Origin of the sequence: Ramlibacter sp. GCM10027632, assembly GCF_042675325.1 — a bacterium.
Lineage (GTDB): Bacteria > Pseudomonadota > Gammaproteobacteria > Burkholderiales > Burkholderiaceae_C > Ramlibacter.
Genome location: NZ_JBHTGW010000004.1, coordinates 19,870 through 44,784 on the forward strand (window position 1 = coordinate 19,870; position 24,915 = coordinate 44,784).

Genomic DNA, 24,915 nt, shown 5'->3' on the forward strand with positions numbered 1-24,915 from the left:
CAGGCACCCCACCGATGAAGCTCGGAATGATCTATGCGCGCGCCCGCAACGGCGTGATCGGCAACGAGGGCACCATGCCCTGGCACCTGCCCGAGGACCTGGCGCACTTCAAGGCCGTGACCCAGGGCAGCCCGGTGATCATGGGCCGGCGCACCTGGGACTCGCTGCCCCCGCGCTTTCGCCCGCTGCCCGGACGGCGCAACATCGTCGTGACCCGCCAGGCCGGCTGGCAGGCCGAGGGCGCCGAGCGCGCCGGCTCGCTGGAGGAGGCGATCGCCCTGTGCGAGGGCGCGGCGCAGGCCTGGGTCATCGGCGGGGCGCAGATCTATGCCCAGGCCATGGACCTGGCGCAGGTCGCCGAGGTCACCGAGATCGACCGCGACTACGAGGGCGACGCCTTCGCCCCCACCCTCGGCCTGTCCTGGCGCGAGGTGGGCCGCACCGCGCATGTCGCGGCCAGCGGCATTCCCTATGCATTCGTGACTTTCAACAACGACAACGGAGACTGAACCCAATGTCCGGAGGATCCTTCCACGTGCACGGCCCGCACGACCACGAGCTCGAGCACGCGGCCCAGCACGGCGCCCATGGCGCCGGCGACCGCATGACCAACCAGATCGCGATCTTCACCGCGGTCATCGCCACGGTCGGCGCCATCTTCTCGTACATGGGCGGGGCCACCCAGGCCAACGCCGGCCTGTACAAGAACAACGCCGCGATCAAGAAGACCGAGGCCTCGAACCAGTGGAATTACTTCCAGGCCAAGAGCACGAAACAGTCCCTCGCCGAGATCTCGCGCGACATGGCGCCCGCCGACCGGCGTGACGCCTACCAGGCCAAGATCGACCGTTACGAGAAGGAAAAGAACGAGATCAGGGCCGACGCCGAAAAGATCGAGGCGCAGGCCAAGGACTGGGACAAGAAGAGCGACGAGCAGATGCACCAGCACCATCGCTGGGCGCAGGCCACCACGGTGCTGCAGGTGTCGATCGCGCTGGCGGCCATCGCGCTGCTCACGCGCAAGAAGCCGATCGAGTGGCTGATGTTCGGCTCCGGCGCCGCCGGCGCGCTGCTCGGCGTGGCCGCCGCGCTGCACCTCTGAGGCAGGGCCGGGGCCTGAGCCCCCGTCGCGGCCGCCCCCCGGGCCGCGGCCTCAGGGATGGTGCAGCCCCGCCTCCGCCGCGATCGCGGCGCACAGCGTGCGGCACAGGGCGATGACCGGCTCGTTGGCCACGCGGTAGTAGATCTGCACGCCCTCGCGCCGGCGCGCCACCAGCCCGGCGCGGTACAGGGTGTTCAGGTGCTGCGACATGTTGGGCTGCGTGGTCTGCACCAGCTCGAGCAGCTCGGTCACGTTCTTCTCGCCCTCGCACAGGTGGCGGATGATCCGCAGGCGCAGCGGCGCCGACATCACGCGGAACGTCCGGGCCGCGAGCTCGAAGACGGCTTCTTCGTCCGCGACGGGATGGGGCTTGGGCGCGCGCATAGCAGAGAGTCTACGGCCTCGCCGCGGCCCCCGCCGTTATGATCGCCGCCGCTCCCACACGCGCCGCACGCCATGAAGATCACCACCTGGAACGTCAACTCCCTCACCGCCCGCCTGCAGCACGTGCTGGACTGGCTCGCCGCCAACCCGGTGGACGTCCTGTGCCTGCAGGAGCTGAAGATGACGGACGACAAGTTCCCGCTGATGGCGCTGCAGGAAGCCGGCTACGCGCACTGCGCGGTGTTCGGGCAGAAGACCTACAACGGCGTCGCGATCATCAGCCGCCACCCGCTGCGCGATGAAGTGCGCAACATCACCGGCTTCGACGACGAGCACTCCCGGGTGATCGCCGCCACCCTGGACCACCCCGAGGCCGGCGCGCTGCGCGTGGTCAATGGCTATTTCGTCAACGGCCAGGAGCCGGGCAGCGAGAAGTTCGCCTACAAGATGCGCTGGCTCGAGGGCCTGCAGCGCTACGTGGCGGCCGAACTCGCGCAGCACCCGAACCTGGTGCTGCTCGGGGACTTCAACATCGCCCCCGAGGACCGGGACTCCTACGACCCGGTGGGCCTGCGCGAGACCATCCACCACACCACCGAGGAACGCGAGCATTTCCGCCAGCTGCTGGCGCTCGGCCTGGTGGACGCCTTCCGCCTCTTCGAGCATCCGGACAAGACCTTCAGCTGGTGGGACTACCGCATGCTCGGCTTCCAGAAGAACCGCGGCCTGCGCATCGACCATGTCCTGGTCAGCGAGGCGCTGCGCCCGCGCGTGGCAGCCTGCGCGGTCGACCGCACGCCGCGCAAGTGGAAGCAACCCAGCGACCACGCGCCGGTGACGGTCGAACTCTGAAGCGCCCATGAAGAAAGGCCGGGGATCACCCGGCCTTCCTGCCTTTGCTCCCGGCGGCGCGGGGCGGCGTCACTCCAGGCCCAGCTCCTGGATCTTGCGAGTGATGGTGTTGCGGCCGATGCCGAGCTTCTGCGCCGCCTCGATGCGCCGGCCCCGCGTGTTGTTCAGGGCGGTGAGGATCAGGCGCGACTCGAAGCGCCGGGTCAGTTCGTCCCACACGTCGGTGCGGCCGGCCTGCAGCAGCGCGAGGGCCTCGGCCTCGAGGCCGGCCTCCCAGCCCGCCCCGCCCGGCGCGCCCACCAGCACCGGCGCCGCGGGTACGGCCGCCGCCACGGGCGCCGCCTGCGGGGCAGCCGGCGTGTCGGCCTCGGGCGCCGCGGCCACCGGCACCTCGGGCGTGGCCAGCGTCACCTCCGGCGGCAGGTCCTTGGGCTCGATCACCTGCGCCGGCGCCATGACCGTGAGCCAGTGGCAGATGTTCTCCAGCTGGCGCACGTTGCCGGGGAAGTTGAAGGCCATCAGGCGCGCCAGCGCGGCGTCGGCAATCCGCTTGGGCTCCACCCCGAGCTGCTTGGCGGACTGCTGCAGGAAATGGCGCACCAGCATCGGCACGTCCTCCTTGCGCTCGCGCAGCGCCGGCAGGCGCAGGCGGATCACGTTGAGGCGGTGGAACAGGTCCTCGCGGAACGCGCCGTCCTTGACGCGCTGCTCCAGGTCCTGGTGGGTGGCGGCGATCACGCGGACGTTGGCCTTCACCGCGCTGTGCCCGCCGACGCGGTAGAAGTGGCCGTCCGACAGCACGCGCAGCAGGCGCGTCTGCAGGTCGAAGGGCATGTCGCCGATCTCGTCGAGGAACAGCGTGCCGCCCTCGGCCTGCTCGAAGCGGCCGCGGCGCATGGTCTGCGCACCGGTGAAGGCGCCGCGCTCATGGCCGAACAGCTCGGACTCGAGCAGGTCCTTGGGGATGGCGGCGGTGTTGATCGCCACGAAGGGCCCGCCGGCGCGCGGCGAGTGCTTGTGCAGCGCGCGCGCCACCAGCTCCTTGCCGGAGCCGGACTCGCCGGTGATCATCACCGTGACATTGCTCTGCGAGAGCCGGCCGATGGCGCGGAACACGTCCTGCATGGCCGGGGCCTGGCCCAGCATCTCGGGCGTGGCGGCCATGCGCTCCTCGGCCACCTCCTCGCGCAGGCTCTCCTCGACGGCGCGGCGGATCAACTCCACCGCCTTGGGCAGGTCGAAGGGCTTGGGCAGGTACTCGAAGGCGCCGCCCTGGAAGGCGGAGACCGCGCTGTCCAGGTCGGAGAACGCCGTCATGATGATCACCGGCAGGCCGGGGTGCAGCTCCTTGACCTTCGTGAGCAGGTCCAGGCCCGAGCCGCCGGGCATGCGGATGTCGCTCACCAGGACCTGCGGGCCGTCCTCGTCGTTGGCCGCCTCCAGGGCCTGCAGCACCTCGCGCGGGCTGGTGAAGCTGCGCGTGGGCAGCTCCTCGCGCAGCAAGGCCTTCTCCAGCACGAAGCGGATGCTTTGGTCATCGTCAACGATCCAGATCGGCTTCATGGGGGCGTCCTACCTCGGGTGTTCGGTCGCTGCTTCAAGGCAGCGGAATCAATAGCTTGAAATCGGTCCGGCCCGGGACGCTGTCGCATTCGATCAAGCCATGGTGTTGCTGCACGAATGTCTGCGCCAGCGTGAGCCCCAGTCCCGAACCGCCCTCCCGGCCCGACACGAGCGGGTAGAAGATGCGGTCCTTGATGGACGGGGGCACTCCCGGTCCGTTGTCGATGACATGCAATTCCAGTGCCAGTCGATAGCGCTGCTTGCCGAAAGTGACCTGGCGCGCGATGCGGGTGCGGAAGGTGAGCATCGCGTCGCCCGCCGCGATGCGCTCGGCCAGCGCCTGGCAGGCGTTGTGCGCGATGTTCAGCACGGCCTGGATCAACTGCTCGCGGTCGCCGCGGAACTCGGGCAGCGAGGTGTCGTACTCGCGCACCACCTTCAGGCCCTTGGGGAACTCGGCCAGGATCAGGGAGCGCACGCGCTCGCACACCTCGTGGATGTTGACGTCGCCCACCACGTGCGGGCGGCGGTGCGGCGCGAGCAGCCGGTCCACCAGCGTCTGCAGCCGGTCGGCCTCGTGGATGATGACCCGCGTGTACTCCTTGAGGTCGCGCGACTCGATCTCCATCTCGAGCAACTGCGCCGCGCCGCGGATGCCACCCAGGGGGTTCTTGATCTCGTGCGCGAGGTTGCGAATCAGCTCCTTGTTCGCCTGGGCCTGGTCGATCAGGCGCTCCTCGCGCTCCTGCCGGGCCTGCTGCTCCACGGGCAGCATCTCCACCACCACCTCGCCGGCGCGCTCGGTCTGCGCCATCACCACCACATGCACCGGCATGGGCTCGGCGCCGGCGCGCACCAGCATGGCGTCATAACGCAGCACCGCGAACTGGTTGCTGTCCGCGCCCTTGAGGGCGCTTCGCAGCAACTCCGGCTCGGTGAAGGCATCGGGGAAGGAGGAGCCCTCGATCGCGCGCCGCGAGATGCCCAGGGCATCCTCGAGCGCCGCATTGGCGAAGACGACGGTCCCGTCGAGGGTGACGACCGCGACCAGGGTGGCCAGCAGGTCGAAGGCGTGGAGGCCGGCCGGGGACGCGGCGGCCGGGCGTGAAGTGGCTTGGGTCAAGCCGCCTATTTTGACCCAGCCGGCGCGCCGTTCGCGCCGCCGTTGCCGTGGCGCGCGAGCTCGCGGCGGATGCCGGCGATGTCGGCCTCGTTGCGCTCCAGGGCGGCCTTGAGTTCCGCCACGCGATCGAGGTACTTCTGGTAGTTGCGCTCGTCGCCGCGGCGCTCGGGCTCGCCGTTGTTGTATTCCTTGCGCAGTTCGGCCTGGCGGGCCTCGGCCTTCTTCAGTTCGGTCTCGAGGATGAGGCGGGCATCGGCGTCGCGGGCGCGCTGGTCCGCCTGCTCGACGCGCTGCGCGGACGTGCCCGCGGCCGGCGCCCCGGAGGCCGGGCGCGAGGCCGGGGCCTGCACCCGCGTGCCCTGGACCACCGTGACGTTGCCACCCTCGATCGGCTTGCAGCCCTTGGCCTGGGCTTCAGCCAGGTCGTTGGTGTAGGTATTGCCGCACCGGAAGATGCGGCTCTGGGCCTGCGCGCTGGCCGCCCCCAGGGCGGCGGCCAGCAGGAGGGGGACGGCGTACTTCATGGGGGCGTGTTCCTCCGCGGATCGATGCTTTAGTCAGCACGAGTATGGCGCAACTGACCTGAAATGAAAAAAGGGGCGGCTCGCGCCGCCCCTTTTCATGCAGGGACCGTGATCGTTTGCGGGATCACAGGCTGTAGTACATGTCGTATTCGACCGGGTGAACCGACATGCGATAGCGGGTGACTTCCTGCATCTTCAGGTCGATGTAGGCGTCGATCATCGAGTCGGTGAACACGCCGCCCTTGGTCAGGAAGGCGCGGTCCTTGTCGAGGGCTTCCAGGGCCTGGTCCAGGCTGTGGCAGACGGTGGGCACCAGCGCGTCTTCTTCCGGCGGCAGGTGGTACAGGTCCTTGGTGGCAGCCTCGCCCGGGTGGATCTTGTTCTCGACGCCGTCGAGGCCGGCCATCAGCAGCGCGGCGAAGCCCAGGTACGGGTTCATCAGGGGATCGGGGAAGCGGGCTTCCACGCGACGGCCCTTCGGGTTGGCCACGAACGGGATGCGGATCGAGGCCGAGCGGTTCTTGGCCGAGTAGGCCAGCTTCACCGGGGCTTCAAAGTGCGGGACCAGGCGCTTGTAGCTGTTGGTGCCGGGGTTGGTGATGGCGTTGAGCGCACGGGCGTGCTTGATGATGCCGCCGATGTAGTACAGGGCGAAATCGCTCAGGCCGGCATAGCCGTCGCCAGCGAACAGGTTCTTGCCGTCCTTCCACACGGACTGGTGCACGTGCATGCCGGAGCCGTTGTCACCGTGGTAGGGCTTGGGCATGAAGGTGGCGGTCTTGCCGTAGGCGTGGGCCACGTTGTGGATCACGTACTTCTGCAGCATGGTCCAGTCGGCGCGCTCGACGAGCGTGCTGAACTTGGTGCCGATCTCGTTCTGGCCGGCGCCTGCCACTTCGTGGTGGAACACTTCGACCGGGATGCCCAGGGATTCCAGGATCAGGGCCATCTCGGCGCGCATGTCCTGCGTGCTGTCGACCGGGGGCACCGGGAAGTAGCCGCCCTTGACGGAGGGACGGTGGCCCTTGTTGCCGCCTTCGACCTTGGCGCCGGTGTTCCAGGGCGCTTCGTATTCTTCGATTTCGTAGAAGGTGTTGTTCGGCTCGGTGCTCCAGCGCACGCCGTCGAACAGGAAGAACTCGGGCTCCGGACCGAAGTAGGCGGTGTCGCCCAGGCCGGAGGCCTTCAGGTAGGCCTCGGCGCGCTTGGCGATGGAGCGCGGGTCACGGTCGTAGGACTTGCCGTCGCTGGGGTCGACGACGTCGCAGGTCAGGACCAGGGTGGTCTCTTCGAAAAACGGGTCGATGACGGCGGACTTGGGGTCCGGCACCAGCAGCATGTCGGAGGCTTCGATGCCCTTCCAGCCAGCGATGGAGGAGCCGTCGAAGGCGTGGCCGGACGCGAATTTGTCTTCGTCGAAGTGCGAGACGGGGACGGTGGTGTGCTGCTGCTTGCCGCGGGTATCGGTGAAGCGGAAATCAACGAACTTGACTTCGTTGTCCTTCACCAGCTTCATCACGTCAGCGACGGTCTTGGCTGCCATCAAGGTTCTCCTGGTTTCGATGGTTGTTGATCAATGACGGGGGTTGGAGTTGCAGGTTCTGTGCCAAAGCTGGTGCATGGCCGCCGCCGCAAAAACACTCGATTGTCGCCTAGTTTCGGCGGAAAAATGCCCGCAGCGAGGCCCGCGGGCGCCCGTGGCTTCCCGCGAACGCACCTCATCGGTGCATCACTGGGGACGCACTATTCGGGTGCGCCGTTGCCGCGCACCAATTCGGGGCCGAGACGGGCATCCTGGGCGCGCAGGCCCTGGAGCAACTGGCCGTAGGCGGGGTCGACCGCCTGCGGATCGCCCTTGACGCCCAGGTCGATGTGGCGGCCCCACTGCGGGTGGTCGACGCTGGGCAGGCTGAACACCTTGACCTGCGGGTGGTCGGCCTCGATGCGCTCCATCAGGGGCGTGAGCGTGGCCTCCATCGCGCCGAACACGATCACCGACTTCTCCACGTAGGCCTGGCGGCGGAAGCGGTCGGCGTAGCGGGTGTCCAGCACCCACTCGATCATGGGCCAGGCCATGACCGGGAAGCCCGGGACGAAGTGGACGTCGGCGACGCTGAAGCCGGCGATCTTGTTGTACGGATTGGGGATGATGCGGGCGCCCCGGGGGAACACGCCCATGTTCAGCCGGTGGGCGTTGTCCGGGCGGTCCGGCTCGTAGGGCAGGCCCTGCTCGCGGGCCACGTCCTGCATGCGCTCGCGGATCAGGGCCGCGGCCTCGGGGTGCAGCTCGAGCTCCACGCCCAGGGCCTTGGCGGCGCACTGGCGGGTGTGGTCGTCCGGCGTGGCGCCGATGCCGCCGCAGGAGAACACCGGCAGGCCGCCCTCGAAGGCGCGGCGCAGCGTGGCGGTGATGCGCTCGGGCGAATCGCCCACGTATTCCGCCCAGGCCAGCTGCAGCCCGCGGGCGGACAGCAGCTCGATCACCTTGGGCAGGTGCTTGTCGGCGCGCTTGCCGGAGAGGATCTCGTCACCGACGATGACGAGGCCGAATTCGTTGCTCGGGGTTGCCTGGGTCATGGTGTGTCCGTCATGCCTTGCCGGCCAGGCGCTTGAGCCCCAGCCATTGCTGCGACCAGAAGCCCTGGCCGTATTCACGCCCCGACTCCACCTGGTCGCGGATGCCGGTGGGGTCGTAGCGCAGTTCGAAGTTCGCGGTGCCGAAAAGCTGGTCCCACCAGGGCAGCAGCACGCCGAAATTGCAGCCGCCCAGCGCGCGCGTGGCCGGCATCTCGTGCCCCACGCCGATGGCATGGTGGCGGCGGTGGAAACGCGGGCTGACCCACAGGCGCTCGCCCCAGCGCCCGAACCACAGGCGCAGGTTGGCGTGCTGCAGGCTCTCGCTCAATTGCGTGATGGCGACGATGGCCACGAACTGCCCCGGCGCCACGCCGACCGCCTGCGCCAGCACCACCAGCAGGCTGTCGCGCAGGAGGTCGTCGAGCAGGTGGTTGCGGTTGTCGCTCCACATCGTCATCTGCCGCTGCGAGTGGTGCAGCGCGTGCAGGCTCCACCACCAGTTCCACTGGTGCTGGCCGCGGTGGATCCAGTAGTCGGCGAAGTCGAAGACCACCAGGTAGATCAGCAGGCTCACCCAGCCGACGTCGGTGACGCCGGGCCACAGCTGGTCCAGGTGCAGGGTGGGCAGGCCGGCCACGCGCAGCAGGCCGAAGGCGTCGTCGAACAGCGGCTGCACGGTCAGGAACAGCGCCACGCGGAACAGGCCCAGGCGGTGGACCAGGGTGTAGAGGATGTCGATGCGGATGGCGCGGCGGTCGGTCACCGCCTCCACCGGGCGCCAGCGTTGCAGCGGGCCGATCAGGCCCACCATCACCACCAGCTGCGCCAGGCCCGCGATCAGCCAGCCGGCGGCGTCATAGCCGTCCTCCAGCAGGTTGCCCAGGCCGGCGGCGAACATCACCGGCTCGATGGCCCGCTCGAAGACCCATTGCTGCGCGTTGGAAAAGAGTTGCTCGATCCAGTTCATGTCGCCAAACGTTCAACCGCCATGGGCGGCGATCCAGTCCCGGTAGGCCGGGTGCTCGCGCAGGGTGCGGAAGCAGAAGCCGCGCTGTTTCAGGCCGGCCACCAGCGGCTCAAGCACCGCCGGCGCCCAGGGGTCGCGCCGCGACCAGATGCCCAGGTGCGCCACGAGGATATCGCCGGGGCGCACGCCCTGCAGGGCGCGCTCCAGCAGCACCGCGTTCGGGTGGGTCTCGCTGGGCAGCTCGTCACCGAGGAAGCCGGCGGGCGCCCAGGCCACGTGCGCGTAGCCGCACTGGCGGGCGGCCGCCAGCAGCGCGGGCGAGGTCTTGCCGCCGGGGGCGCGGAACAGGGGCAGCGGCTTGCGGCCGGTGACCTCCTGCAGGCGCTGCGCCGCGCGGGAGATCTCGCCGCAGTACTGCGCGGCGGTCCAGGTCTCGGTGACGCCGGGGCGCGGGCCGGCCGAGGCGCGCACGCGGAACGAGGGCGGCTGGCCGGGCAGGTCGGCGCGCCAGTAGACATGGTCGAAGGTGTGGGAGGCGAACTCGTGCCCCTCGGCCGCGCGGGCCTTCCACCAGCCGGCCCAGTGGGCGCCGAGGCTGCCGTCGCCGGCCTGGGTGGGCTCGTTGGCGGCAAAGAAGGTCACCCGCACCTGGTGGCGGGCCAGGACCTCGGCCACCAGGGGCGCCACGGCCATGTGCCCGGTGTCGAAGGTCAGGTACAGCGGTCGGGCGCAGGGCTCGACGGCCCGCACGGGGCCGGCCGGCAGCAGCAGCCCCGCCACCAGCACCGCGCCGGCGACGCCCGCGGCGCGGGCGCGGTCAGCGGCTCGCGTGGTCCAGCGTCCAGACGCCATGCGGAGACTTGCCGACCGGCACCTGCCGGACGATCTTCTTCGTTTCGGTGTCGATGACGGACATCTTCCGCACCCAGCGCGAGGAGACCAGCAGCAGCCGGCCGCCGGCCAGGACCTCCATGCAGTCCGGGCCGCCGGGCGCGGCGAAGGTGTCCACCACGGCGAGCGTCTGCAGGTCGATCTTGCTGATGGTGTCGGCCACGCGGTTGCTCACGAACACATGGCGCTTGTCGCCGGCGGCGCGGAAGGCATGGGCGCCCTTGCCCGTGGGGATGCGCTTGACCACCTTGGGCTCCTTGCCGCCCACGTCCCAGACCTCGACATGGTCCGAGCCGGTCATGCCGACCAGCAGGGTCTTGTCGTCCGGCAGGCCGAACAGGTCGGCGGGCAGCGAACCGGTCTTGGCGCGCCACTTCAGGGTCTGGGTGGCCAGGTCGATGGCGACGAGTTCGTCGCTGTCCTGCATGGTCGAATAGACCGTGGTGCTCTTGCTGTCGACCCACAGGTGGCTGGGCGTCTTGCCGGTGGGGATGCGCTTGGCCAGCTGCAGATCCTTGCCGTCCCAGCGGTAGATGTCGACGTGGTTCAGGCGGTTGGCCGCGGTGATGAACCACTTCATGTCCGGCGAGAAGCGCAGGTGGTAGGGGTCGAGGATGCCGCGCACCGTGCGCTGGACCTCGGCGGTCTTCGGGTCGATGAAGGTCAGGGAGTCGGCCAGGGCGTTGGCCACGATCACCGACTTCTCGTCCGGCGTGAGGTACAGGTGGTGCGGCTCCTTGCCGGTGGGCAGGCGGCGCGTCTCCGTCCAGGTGGACGGGTCGATCACGCTGACGCTGGCATCGAGCGAGTTCAGCACGAAGATGGGGCTCTTGGCCGGGACGGCGGCGGCGGCGGCGGCGGGAGCGGTGGCGGGGGCGGTCTGGGCCGCGGCAGCGGCGGCGAGTGCCGCGAGGGCCAGGCCGGCGGCGGCTTTGCGCAGGAATCGGGTCACGGAGCAGCTTTCCTAGTACTCCCGGCAGTTTAGCCCGCCGCCGCAGTTCCCGGCGCGCAAAGCGTCACACACGGTGCGCCGGCACGCGCCGGCGCATCGAGCCGGCCCGGTGCCGGGGGAGCCCTCAGGCCCGAAGCAGGGCCAGGTCGTCGGCCGACAGCCAGCGCCACTGGCCCGGGGCCAGGTCGGCGGGCAGCGCCAGCCCGCCGATGCGCGAGCGGTGCAGCGTCTCCACCCGGTTGCCGACGGCGGCGAGCATGCGCTTGACCTGGTGGTACTTGCCCTCGGTGAGCGTGAGGCGCAGGGCGCACTCGCCGGTGGCCTCGCAGGCGGCGGCCTTCACCGGTTTCGGGTCGTCGTCCAGCACCACGCCGGCAAGCAGGCGCTGGACCTGGCGCTCGTCGACCGGATGCTTCGTTCCCACCTCGTAGACCTTGGGCACATGGTGCTTCGGGGAGCTCATTTTGTGGATGAAGGCGCCGTCGTCCGTGAGCAGCAGCAGGCCGGTGGTGTCCTGGTCCAGGCGGCCGATCGCCTGTACGCCCTGCACCGCGCCCTTGTTCGGGCGCTGGCGCAGCGGCGCGGGCAGCAGGGTGTAGATGCTGGGCCAGGCCGAGGGCTTCTGCGAGCACTCGGTGCCGGCGGGCTTGTGCAGCAGCACGTAGGCCCGGGCCTGGTAGACCCAGGGCACGCCCTGCACGGTGAAGCGCAGGCCCTCGGGCTCGAACTCGGCGAGGGCGTCGGTGCAGGGCTGGCCCTCGACGGTGACGTAGCCTTGCTGCACGAGGCCGGCGCACACGCGCCGGGTGCCGAAGCCTTGGGAGAAGAGGAGGTCCTGGAGCTGCATGGGGGCCGTATCGTAAAGCCCCGCCGCGCCTGGCCTCTCAGGCGACGGCCCGCATCATCGTGCGCCGGGTGTTGCGGAAGTGCGGGCGGGCGATGTCGCTCCAGGCCGTGCCGCGCACCGCCAGCCAGGGCGGCGAGCCGAGCGTGTCCTCGGTGACCAGGTCGTAGCAGGCCAGCGACTGCGGGCCGCTGTCCAGGTTCCGCAGGCGGCGCGCGTGGATGCAGCCGGGGACCGCGGCCAGCCCGGGCATGTGCTCGGTGTCGTACCAGCGGTCGATCTCGCCGGCCCAGCCCTCCTCCGCGTCGGTCTCCACCACGTAGTGGTGCACCGGCGCCTCGGCGAGGGAGTAGCCCGGGGCGTCGAACAGCAGCGCCAGGCGCGCCACGTCCACCGCCTGCGCACCGGGGCAGGCCTGCTGCCAGCGCAGGGCGAGCGCCGCGCGCTGCGCGTCGTCCACCTCGGTGGCGGCCGGCAGGCGGGCATAGACATAGGCCTGCTGCGAGGCCTCGGCCCAGGCCGCGCGGTGCAGCGCCATCGGCCAGGGGCCGGTGTCGCAGAAGGCGCGGGCCGCGGCGGCCAGGGGAGCGGCGTCGCCGAGGCGGCACCGCACCAGGATGAAATCGGTCTTGGCCATGCGCGCCCTCAATGCCCGATGTGCAGCGCGCCGAGCAGGCGCGAGACCATGTTGTAGGCCGCCACCGTGGCCACCAGGTCCAGCTGGCCCTGGGCATTGAAGCGGGCGCGGACCTGCGCGTACAGCTCGTCGGGCACGTCGATGTCGCGGGTCATCGCGTCGGTCAGGCGCACCACCAGTCGCTGCAGGTCGTCCAGCGGCGCGTCGGCGGGCAGCGACTCGCTGCGGATCGCATCGACCACCGCCTGCGGCAGGCCGGCGGCCAGCGCGATCGGCGCGTGGGCGTCGAACTCGTAGGGCGCGCGATTGAGCACCGCCACCCGCAGGATCACGAGCTCGCGCAGGTCGGCGGGGATGGAGTTGCGGTTGCGGATCGCCGAGAGCATCTGCTCCCAGCCATGCGCGATCGGCGGGCTGTTCAACAGCACCTGGTAGAGCGGCGAGATGCGTCCGCGCTCGGCAAGGATGCGGGCCTCCTGCTCGGCGAGCTCGGGGCGGGTGCCGGGGGCGATCGGGTCGAGGCGCACGGCGGTCTCCTCAATCGGGCTTGATGTTCTTGGCCTTCACCACGCGCGCCCACTTGGCCGAGTCGGCCTTGAGCAGCGTCGCCAGTTCGGCCGGCGTGGAGGCGGCCGGCTCGGCGCCCGAGGCCACCAGCTTGGAACGCACCGCCTCCTGGGCCAGGGTGCGGCGCAGGGCCTGGCTCACCCGGTCGGCCTCGGCCGCCGGCGTGCCCTTGGAGGTGAACACCGCGTACCAGTTGTCCGAGTCCACGCCAGGGATGCCCATCTCGTCGAAGGTCTTGACGTCCGGGAAAGCCGGGTGGCGCTTGGGCGCGGCGATGCCGACGGCCTTGAGCTTGCCGCCCTTGATGTGGCCGATCAGGCCCGGGATGTCGCCGAAGAAGCCGTTGACGTGGCCGGCGATGACGTCGGTGATCGCCGGGGCCGCGCCCTTGTACGGCACGTGCAGCAGGTTGATCTTGGCGGCGTCGTTCAGCAGCTCCATCGCCAGGTGCGGCACGCTGCCGGTGCCCGAGGAGGCCATGCTCAGTTTCGCGCCCGGCTGCCTGGCTGCAGCCACCAGCTCGGCGCCGGTGTTGTACGGCGCGTTGGCCGGCACCACCAGGATCTCGACGTTCTTCACCACCAGGGACACCGGCGTGAGGTCGCGCGCCGGGTCATAGGGCAGCTTCTCGTAGAGCGCGGGGTTGATGGCCACCGCGCCCACGCTCGTGAGCCACAGGGTGGAGGCGTCGGGCGCGGCGTGCGAGACGAACTCGGCGGCGATGGCGCCGTTGGCGCCCGGCTTGTTCTCCACGATCACCTGGTGGCCCAGTTCCTTGCCCAGGCCTTCGGCCAGGGTGCGAGCGACGAAGTCCACCGGGCCGCCGGGCGGGAAGGCGACGATCAGGCGGGTGACCTTGGCGGGCGCCTGGGCGTGTGCAGCCAGGGGCAGCGCCAGGCCGGATGACAGGGCCAGGCCCAGGGCCGCGGCCAGCACGCGGCGGGTCAGGGAAGCGGGTGCGTTCATGGGAGTCTCCTCGGGTACTTGTCGGTGAAGGGGTCAGTCGCAGCGCGCGGACATGCCGCCGTCGACCACGATCTCGGTGCCGGTGATGAAGCGCGCCTCGTCGCTGGCCAGGAACAGCGCGGCGTTCGCGGTGTCGCGGCCGTCACCCATGAAGGGCAGCGGGATGCGGGACTGGCGCTGCTTCAGCAGGGCCTCGACGTCGCCGCCGGCGCGCTGGCCGGCAAGGCGGGCCTCCACCATCGGCGTGTGCAGCTGCCCGGGCACCACCGTATTCACGCGGATGCCCTGCTTGGCGTACTGCACCGCCAGCACCTTGGAGAACTGGATCACGCCGGCCTTGGTCGCGGCATAGGCGATCTGGGCCGCGCCGGTCCAGCGCATGCCGGAGGTGGAGGACAGGTTCACGATCGCGCCGCCGCCCTGCGCCAGCATGTGCGGCAGCACGTGCTTGCAGGTGAGGAAGACGCTCTTGAGGTTGTGGTCCACCTGGGCGTCCCACACGGCCTCGCTCATTTCCACCGGGCCGCCCTTGGCCGAGCCGCCCACGTTGTTCACGAGGATGTCGATGCGGCCGAAGCGCTCGATGCAGGCAGCCACCATCGCGGCCACCGACTCGCTGCTCGTGACATCGCAGGTGCCGCCCGCGAAGGTGCCGCCGGCGTCGGCGATGCGCTGCGCGGTCTCGGCCATTCGATCGAGCTCGCGGTCGACGCCGAAAACGCTGGCGCCCTCCTCGGCGAAGCGCACGGCCATGGCACGGCCGTTGCCCCAGCCGGGGCCGACGGAGCCGGCCCCGGTGATGAGGGCCACCTTGCCGGCCAGGCGGCCGGCGCTGTTCGTGGAAGTCGTCATGCGTCGAAACGGTAGAAGTCGCGGGGATTGGCCACCAGCAGCTGCTCGCGCAGGTCCGCGGTGGGGGCGATGGCGGCGAGCGCCTCCACGAGCACGGCGTCCGCCGGCACATGGGTGTGGTTCGGGTGCGGCCAGTCGGTGCCCCAGAGGCAGCGCTGCGGATAGGCCTCGACCAGCCGGCGCGCCAGGGCGATGCCGTGGGCGTAGGTGGGGGCCGGCTCCGGCGTGGCGTCGATCCGGTCGATGCCGCTGACCTTCACCCGGAACAGCGGGTTCTTCATCAGCGCGAACAGGGCGGCGAAATCCGCATGGTCGGCGCCGAGGCGGGCGTCGACGCGGCCCATGTGGTCGATCACCACCGGCACCGCGCTGCGCGCCAGGGCCGGCCCCAGGCCGTGGACCAGGCTGCTGTCGAAGTGGACCTGCAGGTGCATGCCCAGGGGCGCGAGGCGGCGGGTGAAGTCGACGATGGCGTCGACCGGCGTGCCGGGCAGGTGCTTCATGAAGTTGAAGCGCACGCCGCGGATGCCGGCCGCGGCCAGGCGCGCCAGCTCGGCGTCGGCCACGTCCACGGGCGCCAGGGCCACGCCGAGGTAGCGGCCGCCGCCGGCAGCGATGGCGTCTTCGACCACCCGATTGTCGAAGCCATGCACCGCCGACTGCACGATCACGCAGCGCCCGATGCCGAGCGTGCGGTGCAGCGCGAACAGGGCCTCCTTGGGCGCATCGACCGGCGTGAAGTTGCGGCCGGCGGCGTAGGGGAAGCGAGCGGCCGGGCCGAACACGTGGACATGGGCATCGCAGGCCCCCGCCGGCAGGGCCAGGGCCGGCGCGCGGGGCGACGGGTCGTAAGTGAGGGTGGGGGTGTGGAGGTCAGGCACGCCGCCGATTGTGGTGGCGCCGGGCCCGATCGCCTCCATGCCATGTTCGATAGCAGCTATAGCCCCAACGCATAATCCCGCCCATGAACCTCACGCGCCTGAAGTACTTCGTGTCGGTGGCCGAGGCCGGCAGCTTCAGCCGCGCGGCGGCGGCCCTGCACATGGCGCAGCCCTCCCTGAGCCGGCAGGTCCAGCTGCTCGAGGAGGAAGTGGGCCAGCGCCTGCTGGAGCGCACCGGCCGCGGCGTGGCCGCCACCGAGGCCGGCACCGCCCTGCTCGCCCACGCGCGGGCCATCTTCGAGCTCGCCGAGCGCGCCGACGCCGACATGCAGGAGCGCCTGCGCAACCCGCGCGGCCGCATCACCATCGGCCTGCCGCCGCGCGTGGCGCACGTGATGACGGCCGACCTCGTCGAGCGTTTCCACGCGAAGTTCCCGGACGCCGGCATCACCATCGCCGAGGGCCTGAGCATCCGACTGCGCGAGTGGCTGGTGGCCGGCCGGGTCGACGTGGCCATCGTCTTCGACCCGGCGCCCTCCCCCCAGGTCAGCTTCGAGACCCTGGTGCGCGAGCCGCTGGTGCTGGCCAGCGCGCAGCCCCTGCCCCCGCGCATCCGCCTGGCCGATGCCGCGGCGCGCCGGCTGGTGATGCCGGCCAGCCCGCACGCCCTGCGCCAGCTGCTCGAGGAGCACACGGGCAAGCACGGGCCGCTGGACCTGGTGGCGGAGGTCGACTCGGTGCAGACCGTGCTGTCGCTGGTGGCGCGCGGAGTGGCCGACACCGTGCTGCCCCTGAGCGCGGTACGGGCCTGGCGCTACCCGGAGCCGATCCACTGGGCCCGCATCCACGCGCCGGCGGTGAAGAACAAGCTGGTGCTGGCCGTGCCCAGCGCCCGGCCCGCGACCCGCCTGACCCGCTACGCCGGGCAGCTGCTGCGGGAACTGGTGCCGCGTCACTTCGGCGACGCCTGACCGGGGCTCGCCGCGGCTACAACCCCTCGATCCACCGACCGAGGAAGCCTGATGCCGCGCAAGTTCGTCGACCTGTCGATCTACCTGGAGAACGACGTTGCCTCCGACCCGCCCGGCTTCGAGCCGCGGATCGAGTACCACCGCCATGGCGAGACCGCCACGCAGATCGCGAACTTCTTCCCCGGCCTGCAGCGCGAGGAGCTGCCCGATGGCGAGGGCTGGGCGGTGGAGTGGGTGCGCCTGTGCACGCACAACGGCACCCACCTGGACGCGCCCTGGCACTACCACTCCACCATGAACGACAAGGCCGGCGGGCGCGAGCGCGCGATCGCCATCGACGAGGTGCCGCTGGAGTGGTGCTTCCAGCCCGGGGTGAAGCTGGACTTCCGGCATTTCGCGGACGGCTACGTGGTCACCGCCGCCGACGTGGAGGCCGAACTCGCCCGCATCGGCCACGTGCTGCAGCCGCTGGAGATCGTGGTGGTCAACACCCGCGCGGGCGGCCGCTACGGCCAGCCCGACTACGTGGCCAGCGGCTGCGGCATGGGCTACGAGGCCACGCTGTACCTGCTGGAGCGCGGCGTGCGCCTGACCGGCACCGACGCCTGGAGCTGGGACGCGCCCTTCGTCCACACCGCGAGGAAGTACGCGCAGACCGGCGACGCCGGCCTGATCTGGGAGGGCCACAAGGCCGGCCGCGACATCGGCTACTGCCACCTGGAGAAGCTGCACAACCTCGAGGCGCTGCCGCCCACCGGCTTCTACATCAGCTGCTTCCCGCACAAGATCCGCGGCGCCTCGGCGGGCTGGACGCGCGCCGTCGCGATCTTCGACGACGCGCTGATGCGGGCAGGCGCCTGAGCCCCGGGGCCTCAGGGAATGCACCAATAAGCTCCAACTTGCCCGGACGACAGAGATCATTTCGACTACTCTGCAGGCTCCCTCACCTTCTCAAGGAGCCAGCATGCGTCGAGTCGGTCCCTGGGTAGCCGCCGCGGGCGGAGCCCTCGTGCTCGCGGGGTGCGCGAGCCTCTACGGCAATTCCATGAGTTTCTTCATCACCAGCGTCAACCCCGGCAGGGGCGGCGACTTCGGCGGCCTGGCCGGGGCCGACCAGCACTGCCAGCGCCTGGCCGAAGCGGCGGGCGCCGGCGGCAAGACCTGGCGGGCCTACCTCAGCGCCCCCGCCACCGGCAGCGCCCCGGCGGTGCATGCCCGGGACCGCATCGGCAACGGGCCATGGGTGAACGCCAAGGGCGTGGTCGTGGCCCACAACGTCGCGGAGCTCCATGGCAACAACAACATCGGCCGGGAGACCGCGCTGGACGAGAAGGGCATCCGCATCCGGATGCGCCCGGACACGCCCAACCAGCACGACATCCTCACCGGCTCCAACGCCGACGGCACGCTGTCCACGCAGGCCGCCGACACCACCTGCCGCGGCTGGACCAGCAGCACCGACGGCTCGGCCATCGTGGGCCATGTGGACCGCACCGGCACCAACCCGGACCCGGTGCGCAACGTCTCCTGGAACGCCTCGCACGGAACGCCGGGCTGCAGCATGGAGGCCCTGGCCCGCGTGGGCGGCGGCGGCCTGCTGTATTGCTTCGCGGCCAGGTGAGGCGGGCATCCGCGTCAATTTGACGATGGTGCAAATTCAGACAACTGTTACCAGCGGCAGCCGGCGGGCAGGCCCGCGGCCTGCCTACGATTGCTGTTGACCCAAGGAGTCCCACACCATGAAGAACACACGCCTCCACCTCTCGCGCCTGCTCGCCGTCATCCTGTCGGCGGCCCTGGTGGCGCAGGCCCCGCTGGCCCGCGCCGAGATCGTCGACACCGAGACCCTCGCCAGCCAGAACCAGGCCGAGCAGGACCGCGCCAAGGTGCGCGCCTTCGTCGAGCGCGCCACCGTCAAGGAGCGCTTCGAGGCCATGGGCCTCGGCGGCCTGGCCGCCCAGGACCGGGTGAACGCCCTGAGCGAGGCCGAGGTCCATGCGCTGGCCCAGCGCATCGACGCCATGCCCGCCGGCGGCAACCTGAGCAACCAGGACCTGATCCTGATCCTGCTGATCGCCATCCTGGTCGCCATCGCCCTGTGACCCGCCGGTGACCGTGATCACCGGGCGCCGCCGGCTGCTCGCGGCTGCCGGCGCCCTGCTCGCCCTCGCGGGGTGCGCCTCGCTTCCCGTACCCGACTACCGCGCCGGCCTGGGCCCGCTGCCGGCCGGCCGGCCGGCCCGCGTCGAACTCACCGACGTGCCCTTCTTCCCCCAGGAGGATTACCAGTGCGGCCCCGCCGCGCTCGCCACCGTGCTCCAGGCCGCGGGCATCGCCCGCACGCCGGAGGAACTGGTGGAGCAGGTCTACCTGCCGCAGCGGCAAGGCAGCCTGCAGGTGGAGATGCTGGCGGGCGCGCGCCGCTCCGGCGCCGTGCCCTACGTGCTGCGCGGCGAGCCGGCCGACCTGGTGCGCGAGCTGGCGGCAGGCCATCCCGTCGTGGTGCTGCAGAACCTGCGCTGGCGCCTGCTGCCGCAATGGCACTACGCGGTGGTGGTGGGCGTCGACCTGGCCGAGGGCACCGTCACCCTGCGTTCCGGCACGGTGCGGCGGCTGGTGATGCCGCTCAATGAATTCGACCGCAGCTGGGCGCTGGCGGACCGCTGGGCCTTCGTGGCCCTGCCGCCCGATCGCCTGCCCGCCAGCGCGCGGGAGGCGGAATGGGTTTCGGCCGCCGCGAACTTCGAGCGCGTGGCGCCGGCCCTGGGACCGCGCGCCTACGAGACGGCGCTGGCGGCATGGCCCCGCAACCTGCTCGCACGGCTGGCGCTGGGCAATGCGGCCTACCGGCAGCGGCAGCTCGGGCAGGCCCGCGAGCACTATGCCCGCGCCACCCGGGAGCACCCCGAGGCCGGGGATGCCTGGAACAACCTGGCGCAGGTGCTGTTCGAGCAGGGCGAGCGCGACCCGGCCCTGCAGGCGGCCCGGCGCGCGGTGGCCCTGGGCGGTCCGCGCGCGGACCGCTACGCCGCCACCCTCGGTCGGATCGAGGCCGCCGGCGCACCCTCGTCCCGGTGAGCGCCGGCGCGAGCGCCCCGGCCCGCGCGGACAGCGCGGGCGGGCCGCTTACTCCTTCGGCGCGCCCGAGTCGCGCACGATGCCTTCGTAGCGCTTGATCTCGGCCACGGAGAAGCGGCCGAACTCCTGCGCCGTGCCGCCCAGGACGATCGCGCCCATGCCGGTCAGCTTGGCGTTGATCTCCGGGTTGCGCAGGATCTTGTTCACCTCGGCGTTCAGGCGCGCCACGGCGTCGGCCGGCGCGTTGGCCGGCAGCATCAGGCCGTACCAGGCGGAGGCGATCATGGGCGTGCCAGCCTCCTTGAAGGTGGGCACGTCCGGCAGCGCCGGCAGGCGCTTGTCGGAGGCCACCGCCAGCGGCCGCAGCAGGCCGCCGCGGATGCTGCCCAGCGAACCGGTGTCGATCATCATGTCGATGTGGCCGGCGATGAGGTCCTGGGCGGCCGGGCCGCTGCCCTTGTACGGCACGTGGCGCACGTCCACGCCCGAGGCCGTCTTGAACTGCGCGCCCGCCAGGTGCTGCGAGCCGCCGATGCCGGCCGAGCCATAGGTGTACTTGCCCGGCTCCTTCTTCGCGGCGGCCACCAGGTCCTTCAGCGAGGCCCAGGGGGACTTGGCGGGCACCACCATCACGTTGGGGATCTCGCACAGCGAGACCACCGGGGTGAAGTCGGTCACCGGGTCGTAGCCCAGCTTCGCGTAGAGGTGCGGCGCGGCGGCGTTGGTCGAGCTGGTGGCCAGGAGGATGGTGTGGCCGTCGGCCTTCTCCTTGACGAACTGCTGCGTGCCGAGCACGCCGCCGGCGCCGGCCTTGTTCTCCACCACCACCGGCACGCCCAGGGCCTGCGACAGCGGCTGCGACAGCATGCGGGCCACCTGGTCGGTGGCGCCGCCGGTGGGCCAGGGCACGAGGATCTTCACCGGGCGGTTGTCGCTAGGCCAGGCGGCCGCGGCGAGGCCGCAGGAGAGCGCCAGTGCGGCGCCGACGATCGCGCCGCGGCGCGAGAGCTTCAGGGAGTGCGCGTTCATTTGTCTTTCTGCGAGATCGCGGCGTCGACCCAGGCCGACGAGTACGTGCCGCCCAGGATGGCGGCGATGGTTTCCTGCTCGTGGGCGACCTTGGCCTGGGCCAGGCGCGCCACCTCGGCGGCCACCGCGCGCGGCACGGCGATGATGCCGTCGCCGTCGCCGACGATGATGTCGCCGGGGTTCACCAGCATGCCGCCGATGGTCACCGGCACGTTGATGCTGCCGGGGCCCTCCTTGTAGGGCCCGCGCAGGCTGATGCCGCGGGCCCAGCACGGGAACTGGTGCTGCTCGAAGGCGTCGGCGTCGCGGATGGCGCCGTCCATGACGAAGGCCACCGCGCGGCGCACCCGCGCCGAGGTCATCATGATCTCGCCGACCAGGGCGCGCGAGGTGTCGCCCTCGCCGTCGACGACCAGCACGTCGCCGGGCTCGAGCATGTCGAGCGCCTTGTGGATCAGGAGGTTGTCGCCGGCGCGCACGCGCACGGTGAGGGCGTTGCCGCAGGTGGAGACCGGCGAGCGGTTGATGGGGCGCAGTGCGGTGGTGCCGACCAGGCGGCCGCCCATGACGTCGCCGATGACGGAGGTGGGCAGGCCGCGCAGGGCCTCCACGGCCACCGTGTCGCCGTCGACGCGGGGCTGGATGATGATGCCGGTGAAAAGGGTCATGGTTCAGTCTACCTTGGCGCCGGAGCGCTTCACGACGGTCTCCCACAGGGGCAGCTCGCGCGCGATGAATTTCGAGAAGGCGTCGGGCGTGCCGTTGACGTCGCTGGACCCCATCTTGTCGAGGGTGGCCTGGACGTCCTTGCCATCGATCACCTTGTTCAGGGCCGCGTTCAGCCGCTGCACCAGGGCCGGCGGCGTCTTGGCGGCGGCGAACACGCCGTACCAGTTCTCGGTGACGAAGTCGGGCATGCCCAGCTCCTTCATCGTCGGCACGTCGGGCATGACCTTGGAGCGCACCGCGCCGGTGGTGGCCAGCGCGCGCACGCGGCCCGAGGCCACCTGCGGCGCGATGACCGTGGTCGTCTCGAACGCCATCTGCACCTGGCCGGCGACCACGTCCTGCATCGCCGGGCCCTGGCCCTTGTACGGGATGTGGGTGATGTCCAGCCCTTTCTCGAGCTTGAGGAGTTCGCCCATGAGGTGCTGCGGGCTGCCGCTGCCGCCGGAGGCGTAGCTGAACTTGCCGGGGCTCTTGCGCGCCAGGTCCACCAGCTGGCCCAGGTTGGCGGCGGGCACGCCGGCGTTGACGTACAGCACCAGCGGCACCGAGGCCACGGCGCCGACGGGGGCCAGCCCCTGCACCGGGTCCACCCGCAGCTTGTACAGGTTGCGGTTGATCACCACGCCGGTGTTGTTGCCAAGCAGGAGGGTGCAGCCGTCGGGCGCGGACGTGGCCACGAACTCGGTGCCGATGTTGCTGCTGGCGCCGGCCTTGTTCTCCACGATCACCGTGGTGCCCAGCTCGCGGGCCAGGCCCGGCTGCACCAGGCGGGCCAGGATGTCGGTGGTGCCGCCCGGCGGGTACGGCGAGATCAGCTTCACGGTGGCACACGGGTAGGCCGACTGGGCGGCGGCGCCGGTAGCGGCCAGGGCCAGCAGCAGGCCGGCGCAGAGCGCGGGAAGCGAGGACAGGGTACGCGGGGTCTTCATGGGAAATGTCTCCTGGCGTCGGTCGCGCGCGCCTCAGGCCCCCAGCGGGGAGGCCTCGGCGCGCTGCAGCGTGTGGTACTTGAACTTCTTGCGGGCCTCGGTGAGCGGCAGGCCCTCGAGGGCGGCCTGCAGGATCCGGTCCTCCACCGCGCGCGTGGCGAGCGCGCGGGTCAGCACCTCCTGCAGGCGCTGGCGCGGCACCACGACCACGCCGTCCGCGTCGCCCACCACGAGGTCGCCGGGGCACACGCGCACGTCGCCGAGCATGACCGGCTGCTCGTAGGCCTCCACCTGCACCCGGTCCTTGCCGGTGCGCATGAAGCGGCCGTTGGCATAGAGCGGGTAGCCGGCCTCGTCGGCCTCCGCGGTGTCGCGGCACACGCCGTGGACCACCGTGCCGGCGAGGCCCTTGTGCGCGGCCAGGCGGCTGAGGATGCCGCCCCACACGGTGCAGTCGAGCCGGCCGCCGTTGTCCAGGACGGCCACCGTGCCGGGCGCGAGGGTGTCGATGAAGTCGCCCACGGTGCCGGGGTTGAAGCGGTCGATGGGCGCGAAGCGCACGGTGAAGGCCAGGCCGAACAGGCGCGCCGGGCCGGCGATGGGACGGATGCCCAGTGCGCTGCCCGGCAGGCCGAGCGCGTCGAGCGCGTCGGAGACTTCGGCGGTGGAGAGCTGGCGGGCCTGCTGGAACCAGTCGGCCCGGAGGATGTCGTCGGTGGTCATGGGAGGGCGTTGGGGAACACGGGCGCCATCTTCTTGTGCCGTTAAACTGAATTCAACCGCCGATTTCTGAACATAGGATCAATCAAATTGAACTTAAGGCAATTGCGTTACTTCTGCGAGATCGTGGAAGCCGGCAATGCCCGGGCCGCGGCGCAGCGCCTGTTCGTCGCGCCCACCGCGATCAGCATGCAGCTGGCGCAGCTGGAGGACACCCTGGGCGGCCCCCTGTTCGACCGCGGTTCGCGCCCGATGGCGCTCACCGCGCTGGGCGAGTTCGTCTACCCCAAGGCGCGCGAGCTGCTGGCGGCGGCGAGCCGGCTGGAGCGCGAGGCGCGCGGCATGGCGGCGGGCAAGCTGGGGTGGCTCAGCATCGGCTTCACCCGCTCCACGATCTTCTCGGTACTGCCGGACGCGGTGCGGGCGATGCAGGCCGCCTTCCCGGACGTGCGCATCGAGCTGCTCGAGATCCTCACCGAGGACCAGGCCGCGAGCCTGCGCAGCGGCGCGATCCACCTGGGCGTGGCGCGCGTGCTCGGCGAGTTCGCCCGCGAACCGGACCTCGCCTATGCCGACCTGTTCGACGACCCGCTGGTGGCCGCCGTGCCCCTGCAGCACCCGCTGGCCGCGCGCGCGGCCCTGGTCCCGGCGGACCTCGACGCCCTGCCCTTCATCACCTACCCCGGCAGCGCCAACAGCCACTTCTCGCGCCAGGTGCTGGCGGCGCTGCAGGCCGCCGGCTCCATGCCCCGCATCGGCCACGAGGCCAAGGAGATCCACACCGCCCTGGGCCTGGTGGCGGCGGGCCTCGGGGCGACGGTGGTGGGCCGCAGCGTGGCGGCCAACAACCGCACCGACATCCGCTTCCTGCCGCTCACCGGCATCGCCGCGGCCAGCAAGGTGATCGCGGTGCGCAAGACCGGCAGCGCGAACCCGCTGGCCGATGCCTTCCTGGCGATCCTGCGCGGGCAGCTGGCCGCGCCGGCCCGGGCGACGCCGTTGGCGGTAGAGTCGGCGGCGCCGACCCCGCGCGAGACGAACGAACGATGAACCGACTGCAAGCCGAACTGCGCCGCCTCTACCTCGTGGACGATCCCGCCGCGCCAGCGGGCTCGGTCCGGGCGATGGTGCTCGAACTCGGCGGGCCGGAGGCCTGGAGCGGCCTCGCCCCGGTGTGGCAGGGGGTGCAGGCCGACCTGGAGCTGCCGGCGCCCGCCATCGCGGTCACGGGCGGTGAGGGCCTGCAGCTGTGGTTCTCCCTGGCCGCGCCGGTCGATGCGGGCCGGGCGGCGGCCTTCCTCGAGGGCCTGCGGCGCCGCTTCCTCGCCGGCCAGCCCGCTTCACGCGTGCGGGCCGCGCCGTCACCCGGCGCCAGCGCCCTGCCGGACTTCCCGCCCCAGCCGGTGGCCGCGGACCGCTGGTCCGCCTTCGTGGCGCGCGACCTCGCCCCCCTGTTCGACGACGAGCCGTGGCTCGACCAGCCCGCCGGGCCCGACGCCCAGGCCGACCTGCTCTCGCGTCTGGAGCCGATCCCGCTGCGCGGGTTCGAGCAGGCGCTCGCGCGCCTCGGCCAGGCACCGGCCGCGGCCGCCCCGGGCGCCGCGGCGGGACTGGCCGGCCCCGCCACGGCCACGGCCACGGCGTGCGAGGGCGAGACGCTGGCGCCGCGCGCCTTCCTGCGCCGGGTGATGAACGACCCTGCGGTGGAGATGGCCCTGCGGATCGAGGCCGCGAAGGCGCTGCTGCCGCACCTGGACGGCTGAGGCGGACGACGCCC

29 protein-coding genes are annotated in these 24,915 nt (G+C 71.3%); 10 read left to right on the forward strand and 19 right to left on the reverse strand.

The features are described from left to right. The first annotated feature begins 14 nt into the window (after window positions 1-14). Window positions 15-509 (forward strand): dihydrofolate reductase, encoded by a 495-nt coding sequence (locus tag ACFQZY_RS07545; protein ID WP_377414606.1) that lies wholly within the window; start codon window positions 15-17, stop codon window positions 507-509. 5 nt (window positions 510-514) lie between these two features. Further along, entirely contained in the window at window positions 515-1,102 is a 588-nt protein-coding gene (locus tag ACFQZY_RS07550) for a DUF4337 domain-containing protein (RefSeq protein ID WP_377414608.1), read from the forward strand. Between the two features lie 51 nt (window positions 1,103-1,153). On the opposite strand, the gene ACFQZY_RS07555 is transcribed toward ACFQZY_RS07550, so the two are convergent. Next, a complete protein-coding gene (locus ACFQZY_RS07555; protein ID WP_377414610.1) occupies window positions 1,154-1,486 on the reverse strand; it encodes an ArsR/SmtB family transcription factor in 333 nt (110 codons plus the stop codon). Window positions 1,487-1,558: 72 nt separating this feature from the next. Here ACFQZY_RS07555 and xth point away from each other — a divergent pair, with 72 nt between their 5' ends. Further along, on the forward strand, window positions 1,559-2,338 hold the full coding sequence (gene xth / locus ACFQZY_RS07560) for an exodeoxyribonuclease III (protein ID WP_377414612.1): 780 nt from the start codon (window positions 1,559-1,561) through the stop codon (window positions 2,336-2,338). Window positions 2,339-2,407: 69 nt separating this feature from the next. Here xth and ntrC read toward each other — a convergent pair whose 3' ends face one another. The 14 genes from ntrC to ACFQZY_RS07630 form a co-directional block, all read right to left on the reverse strand. After that, window positions 2,408-3,901 (reverse strand): nitrogen regulation protein NR(I), encoded by a 1,494-nt coding sequence (ntrC, locus tag ACFQZY_RS07565; protein WP_377414614.1) that lies wholly within the window; start codon window positions 3,899-3,901, stop codon window positions 2,408-2,410. Window positions 3,902-3,935: 34 nt separating this feature from the next. Further along, the gene (gene glnL / locus ACFQZY_RS07570) at window positions 3,936-5,024 is read right to left on the reverse strand and encodes a nitrogen regulation protein NR(II) (RefSeq protein ID WP_377414616.1); all 1,089 of its coding nucleotides are present in this window, start codon (window positions 5,022-5,024) and stop codon (window positions 3,936-3,938) included. A gap of 5 nt (window positions 5,025-5,029) precedes the next feature. Then, complete coding sequence (locus ACFQZY_RS07575; RefSeq protein WP_377414618.1) at window positions 5,030-5,548, reverse strand: hypothetical protein; 519 nt, start codon at window positions 5,546-5,548, stop codon at window positions 5,030-5,032. A gap of 124 nt (window positions 5,549-5,672) precedes the next feature. Beyond that, entirely contained in the window at window positions 5,673-7,091 is a 1,419-nt protein-coding gene (gene glnA / locus ACFQZY_RS07580) for a type I glutamate--ammonia ligase (RefSeq protein ID WP_377414620.1), read from the reverse strand. A 200-nt stretch (window positions 7,092-7,291) separates the two neighbouring features. After that, on the reverse strand, window positions 7,292-8,125 hold the full coding sequence (locus tag ACFQZY_RS07585) for a competence/damage-inducible protein A (RefSeq protein ID WP_377414622.1): 834 nt from the start codon (window positions 8,123-8,125) through the stop codon (window positions 7,292-7,294). A 10-nt stretch (window positions 8,126-8,135) separates the two neighbouring features. Beyond that, window positions 8,136-9,092 carry a sterol desaturase family protein gene (locus tag ACFQZY_RS07590; protein WP_377414624.1) on the reverse strand — a complete coding sequence of 319 codons (957 nt, stop codon included), beginning with the start codon at window positions 9,090-9,092 and terminating at the stop codon, window positions 8,136-8,138. Between the two features lie 12 nt (window positions 9,093-9,104). Beyond that, window positions 9,105-9,944 carry a polysaccharide deacetylase family protein gene (locus tag ACFQZY_RS07595; RefSeq protein WP_377414626.1) on the reverse strand — a complete coding sequence of 280 codons (840 nt, stop codon included), beginning with the start codon at window positions 9,942-9,944 and terminating at the stop codon, window positions 9,105-9,107. Continuing rightward, on the reverse strand, window positions 9,910-10,935 hold the full coding sequence (locus tag ACFQZY_RS07600; RefSeq protein ID WP_377414628.1) for a YncE family protein: 1,026 nt from the start codon (window positions 10,933-10,935) through the stop codon (window positions 9,910-9,912). The genes ACFQZY_RS07595 and ACFQZY_RS07600 overlap by 35 nt, the downstream gene beginning before the upstream one ends. A gap of 124 nt (window positions 10,936-11,059) precedes the next feature. After that, window positions 11,060-11,782, reverse strand: a complete 723-nt coding sequence (locus ACFQZY_RS07605) for a pseudouridine synthase (RefSeq protein WP_377414630.1) — start codon at window positions 11,780-11,782, stop codon at window positions 11,060-11,062. Window positions 11,783-11,819: 37 nt separating this feature from the next. Further along, the gene (locus ACFQZY_RS07610) at window positions 11,820-12,416 is read right to left on the reverse strand and encodes a hypothetical protein (RefSeq protein ID WP_377414632.1); all 597 of its coding nucleotides are present in this window, start codon (window positions 12,414-12,416) and stop codon (window positions 11,820-11,822) included. A gap of 8 nt (window positions 12,417-12,424) precedes the next feature. Continuing rightward, on the reverse strand, window positions 12,425-12,943 hold the full coding sequence (locus tag ACFQZY_RS07615) for a carboxymuconolactone decarboxylase family protein (RefSeq protein WP_377414634.1): 519 nt from the start codon (window positions 12,941-12,943) through the stop codon (window positions 12,425-12,427). A 10-nt stretch (window positions 12,944-12,953) separates the two neighbouring features. After that, window positions 12,954-13,949 (reverse strand): Bug family tripartite tricarboxylate transporter substrate binding protein, encoded by a 996-nt coding sequence (locus tag ACFQZY_RS07620; protein ID WP_377414636.1) that lies wholly within the window; start codon window positions 13,947-13,949, stop codon window positions 12,954-12,956. Between the two features lie 33 nt (window positions 13,950-13,982). After that, window positions 13,983-14,801, reverse strand: a complete 819-nt coding sequence (locus ACFQZY_RS07625; protein WP_377414638.1) for an SDR family NAD(P)-dependent oxidoreductase — start codon at window positions 14,799-14,801, stop codon at window positions 13,983-13,985. After that, window positions 14,798-15,721 (reverse strand): amidohydrolase family protein, encoded by a 924-nt coding sequence (locus ACFQZY_RS07630; RefSeq protein WP_377414640.1) that lies wholly within the window; start codon window positions 15,719-15,721, stop codon window positions 14,798-14,800. Before ACFQZY_RS07630 ends, ACFQZY_RS07625 begins: the two co-directional genes overlap by 4 nt. A gap of 44 nt (window positions 15,722-15,765) precedes the next feature. On the opposite strand from ACFQZY_RS07630, the gene ACFQZY_RS07635 reads away from it, so the two are divergent. From ACFQZY_RS07635 to ACFQZY_RS07655, 5 genes are all read left to right on the forward strand, one after another. Next, entirely contained in the window at window positions 15,766-16,653 is an 888-nt protein-coding gene (locus tag ACFQZY_RS07635) for a LysR family transcriptional regulator (RefSeq protein WP_377414642.1), read from the forward strand. A gap of 51 nt (window positions 16,654-16,704) precedes the next feature. Continuing rightward, complete coding sequence (locus tag ACFQZY_RS07640; protein WP_377414644.1) at window positions 16,705-17,514, forward strand: cyclase family protein; 810 nt, start codon at window positions 16,705-16,707, stop codon at window positions 17,512-17,514. A gap of 184 nt (window positions 17,515-17,698) precedes the next feature. After that, a complete protein-coding gene (locus ACFQZY_RS07645) occupies window positions 17,699-18,274 on the forward strand; it encodes a hypothetical protein (protein WP_377414646.1) in 576 nt (191 codons plus the stop codon). A gap of 118 nt (window positions 18,275-18,392) precedes the next feature. Beyond that, window positions 18,393-18,755 carry a PA2779 family protein gene (locus ACFQZY_RS07650; RefSeq protein ID WP_377414648.1) on the forward strand — a complete coding sequence of 121 codons (363 nt, stop codon included), beginning with the start codon at window positions 18,393-18,395 and terminating at the stop codon, window positions 18,753-18,755. Window positions 18,756-18,762: 7 nt separating this feature from the next. Then, window positions 18,763-19,731 (forward strand): PA2778 family cysteine peptidase, encoded by a 969-nt coding sequence (locus ACFQZY_RS07655; protein WP_377414651.1) that lies wholly within the window; start codon window positions 18,763-18,765, stop codon window positions 19,729-19,731. 48 nt (window positions 19,732-19,779) lie between these two features. On the opposite strand, the gene ACFQZY_RS07660 is transcribed toward ACFQZY_RS07655, so the two are convergent. From ACFQZY_RS07660 to ACFQZY_RS07675, 4 genes are read right to left on the reverse strand one after another with little or no spacing between them, the layout of a single operon-like run. Then, window positions 19,780-20,760 (reverse strand): Bug family tripartite tricarboxylate transporter substrate binding protein, encoded by a 981-nt coding sequence (locus tag ACFQZY_RS07660; RefSeq protein ID WP_377414653.1) that lies wholly within the window; start codon window positions 20,758-20,760, stop codon window positions 19,780-19,782. After that, window positions 20,757-21,428: an RraA family protein gene (locus ACFQZY_RS07665; protein WP_377414655.1), complete on the reverse strand. Its 672-nt coding sequence runs from the start codon at window positions 21,426-21,428 to the stop codon at window positions 20,757-20,759. Before ACFQZY_RS07665 ends, ACFQZY_RS07660 begins: the two co-directional genes overlap by 4 nt. Window positions 21,429-21,431: 3 nt before the next feature. Beyond that, window positions 21,432-22,418: a Bug family tripartite tricarboxylate transporter substrate binding protein gene (locus tag ACFQZY_RS07670; RefSeq protein WP_377414657.1), complete on the reverse strand. Its 987-nt coding sequence runs from the start codon at window positions 22,416-22,418 to the stop codon at window positions 21,432-21,434. A 33-nt stretch (window positions 22,419-22,451) separates the two neighbouring features. Beyond that, window positions 22,452-23,141, reverse strand: coding sequence for an RraA family protein (locus ACFQZY_RS07675; RefSeq protein WP_377414660.1), 690 nt, complete (start codon window positions 23,139-23,141; stop codon window positions 22,452-22,454). Between the two features lie 87 nt (window positions 23,142-23,228). Here ACFQZY_RS07675 and ACFQZY_RS07680 point away from each other — a divergent pair, with 87 nt between their 5' ends. Together ACFQZY_RS07680 and ACFQZY_RS07685 are read left to right on the forward strand one after the other, a co-directional pair. After that, window positions 23,229-24,188: a LysR family transcriptional regulator gene (locus ACFQZY_RS07680; RefSeq protein WP_377414662.1), complete on the forward strand. Its 960-nt coding sequence runs from the start codon at window positions 23,229-23,231 to the stop codon at window positions 24,186-24,188. Further along, complete coding sequence (locus tag ACFQZY_RS07685) at window positions 24,185-24,901, forward strand: hypothetical protein (RefSeq protein WP_377414664.1); 717 nt, start codon at window positions 24,185-24,187, stop codon at window positions 24,899-24,901. The genes ACFQZY_RS07680 and ACFQZY_RS07685 overlap by 4 nt, the downstream gene beginning before the upstream one ends. Window positions 24,902-24,915 lie beyond the last annotated feature (14 nt).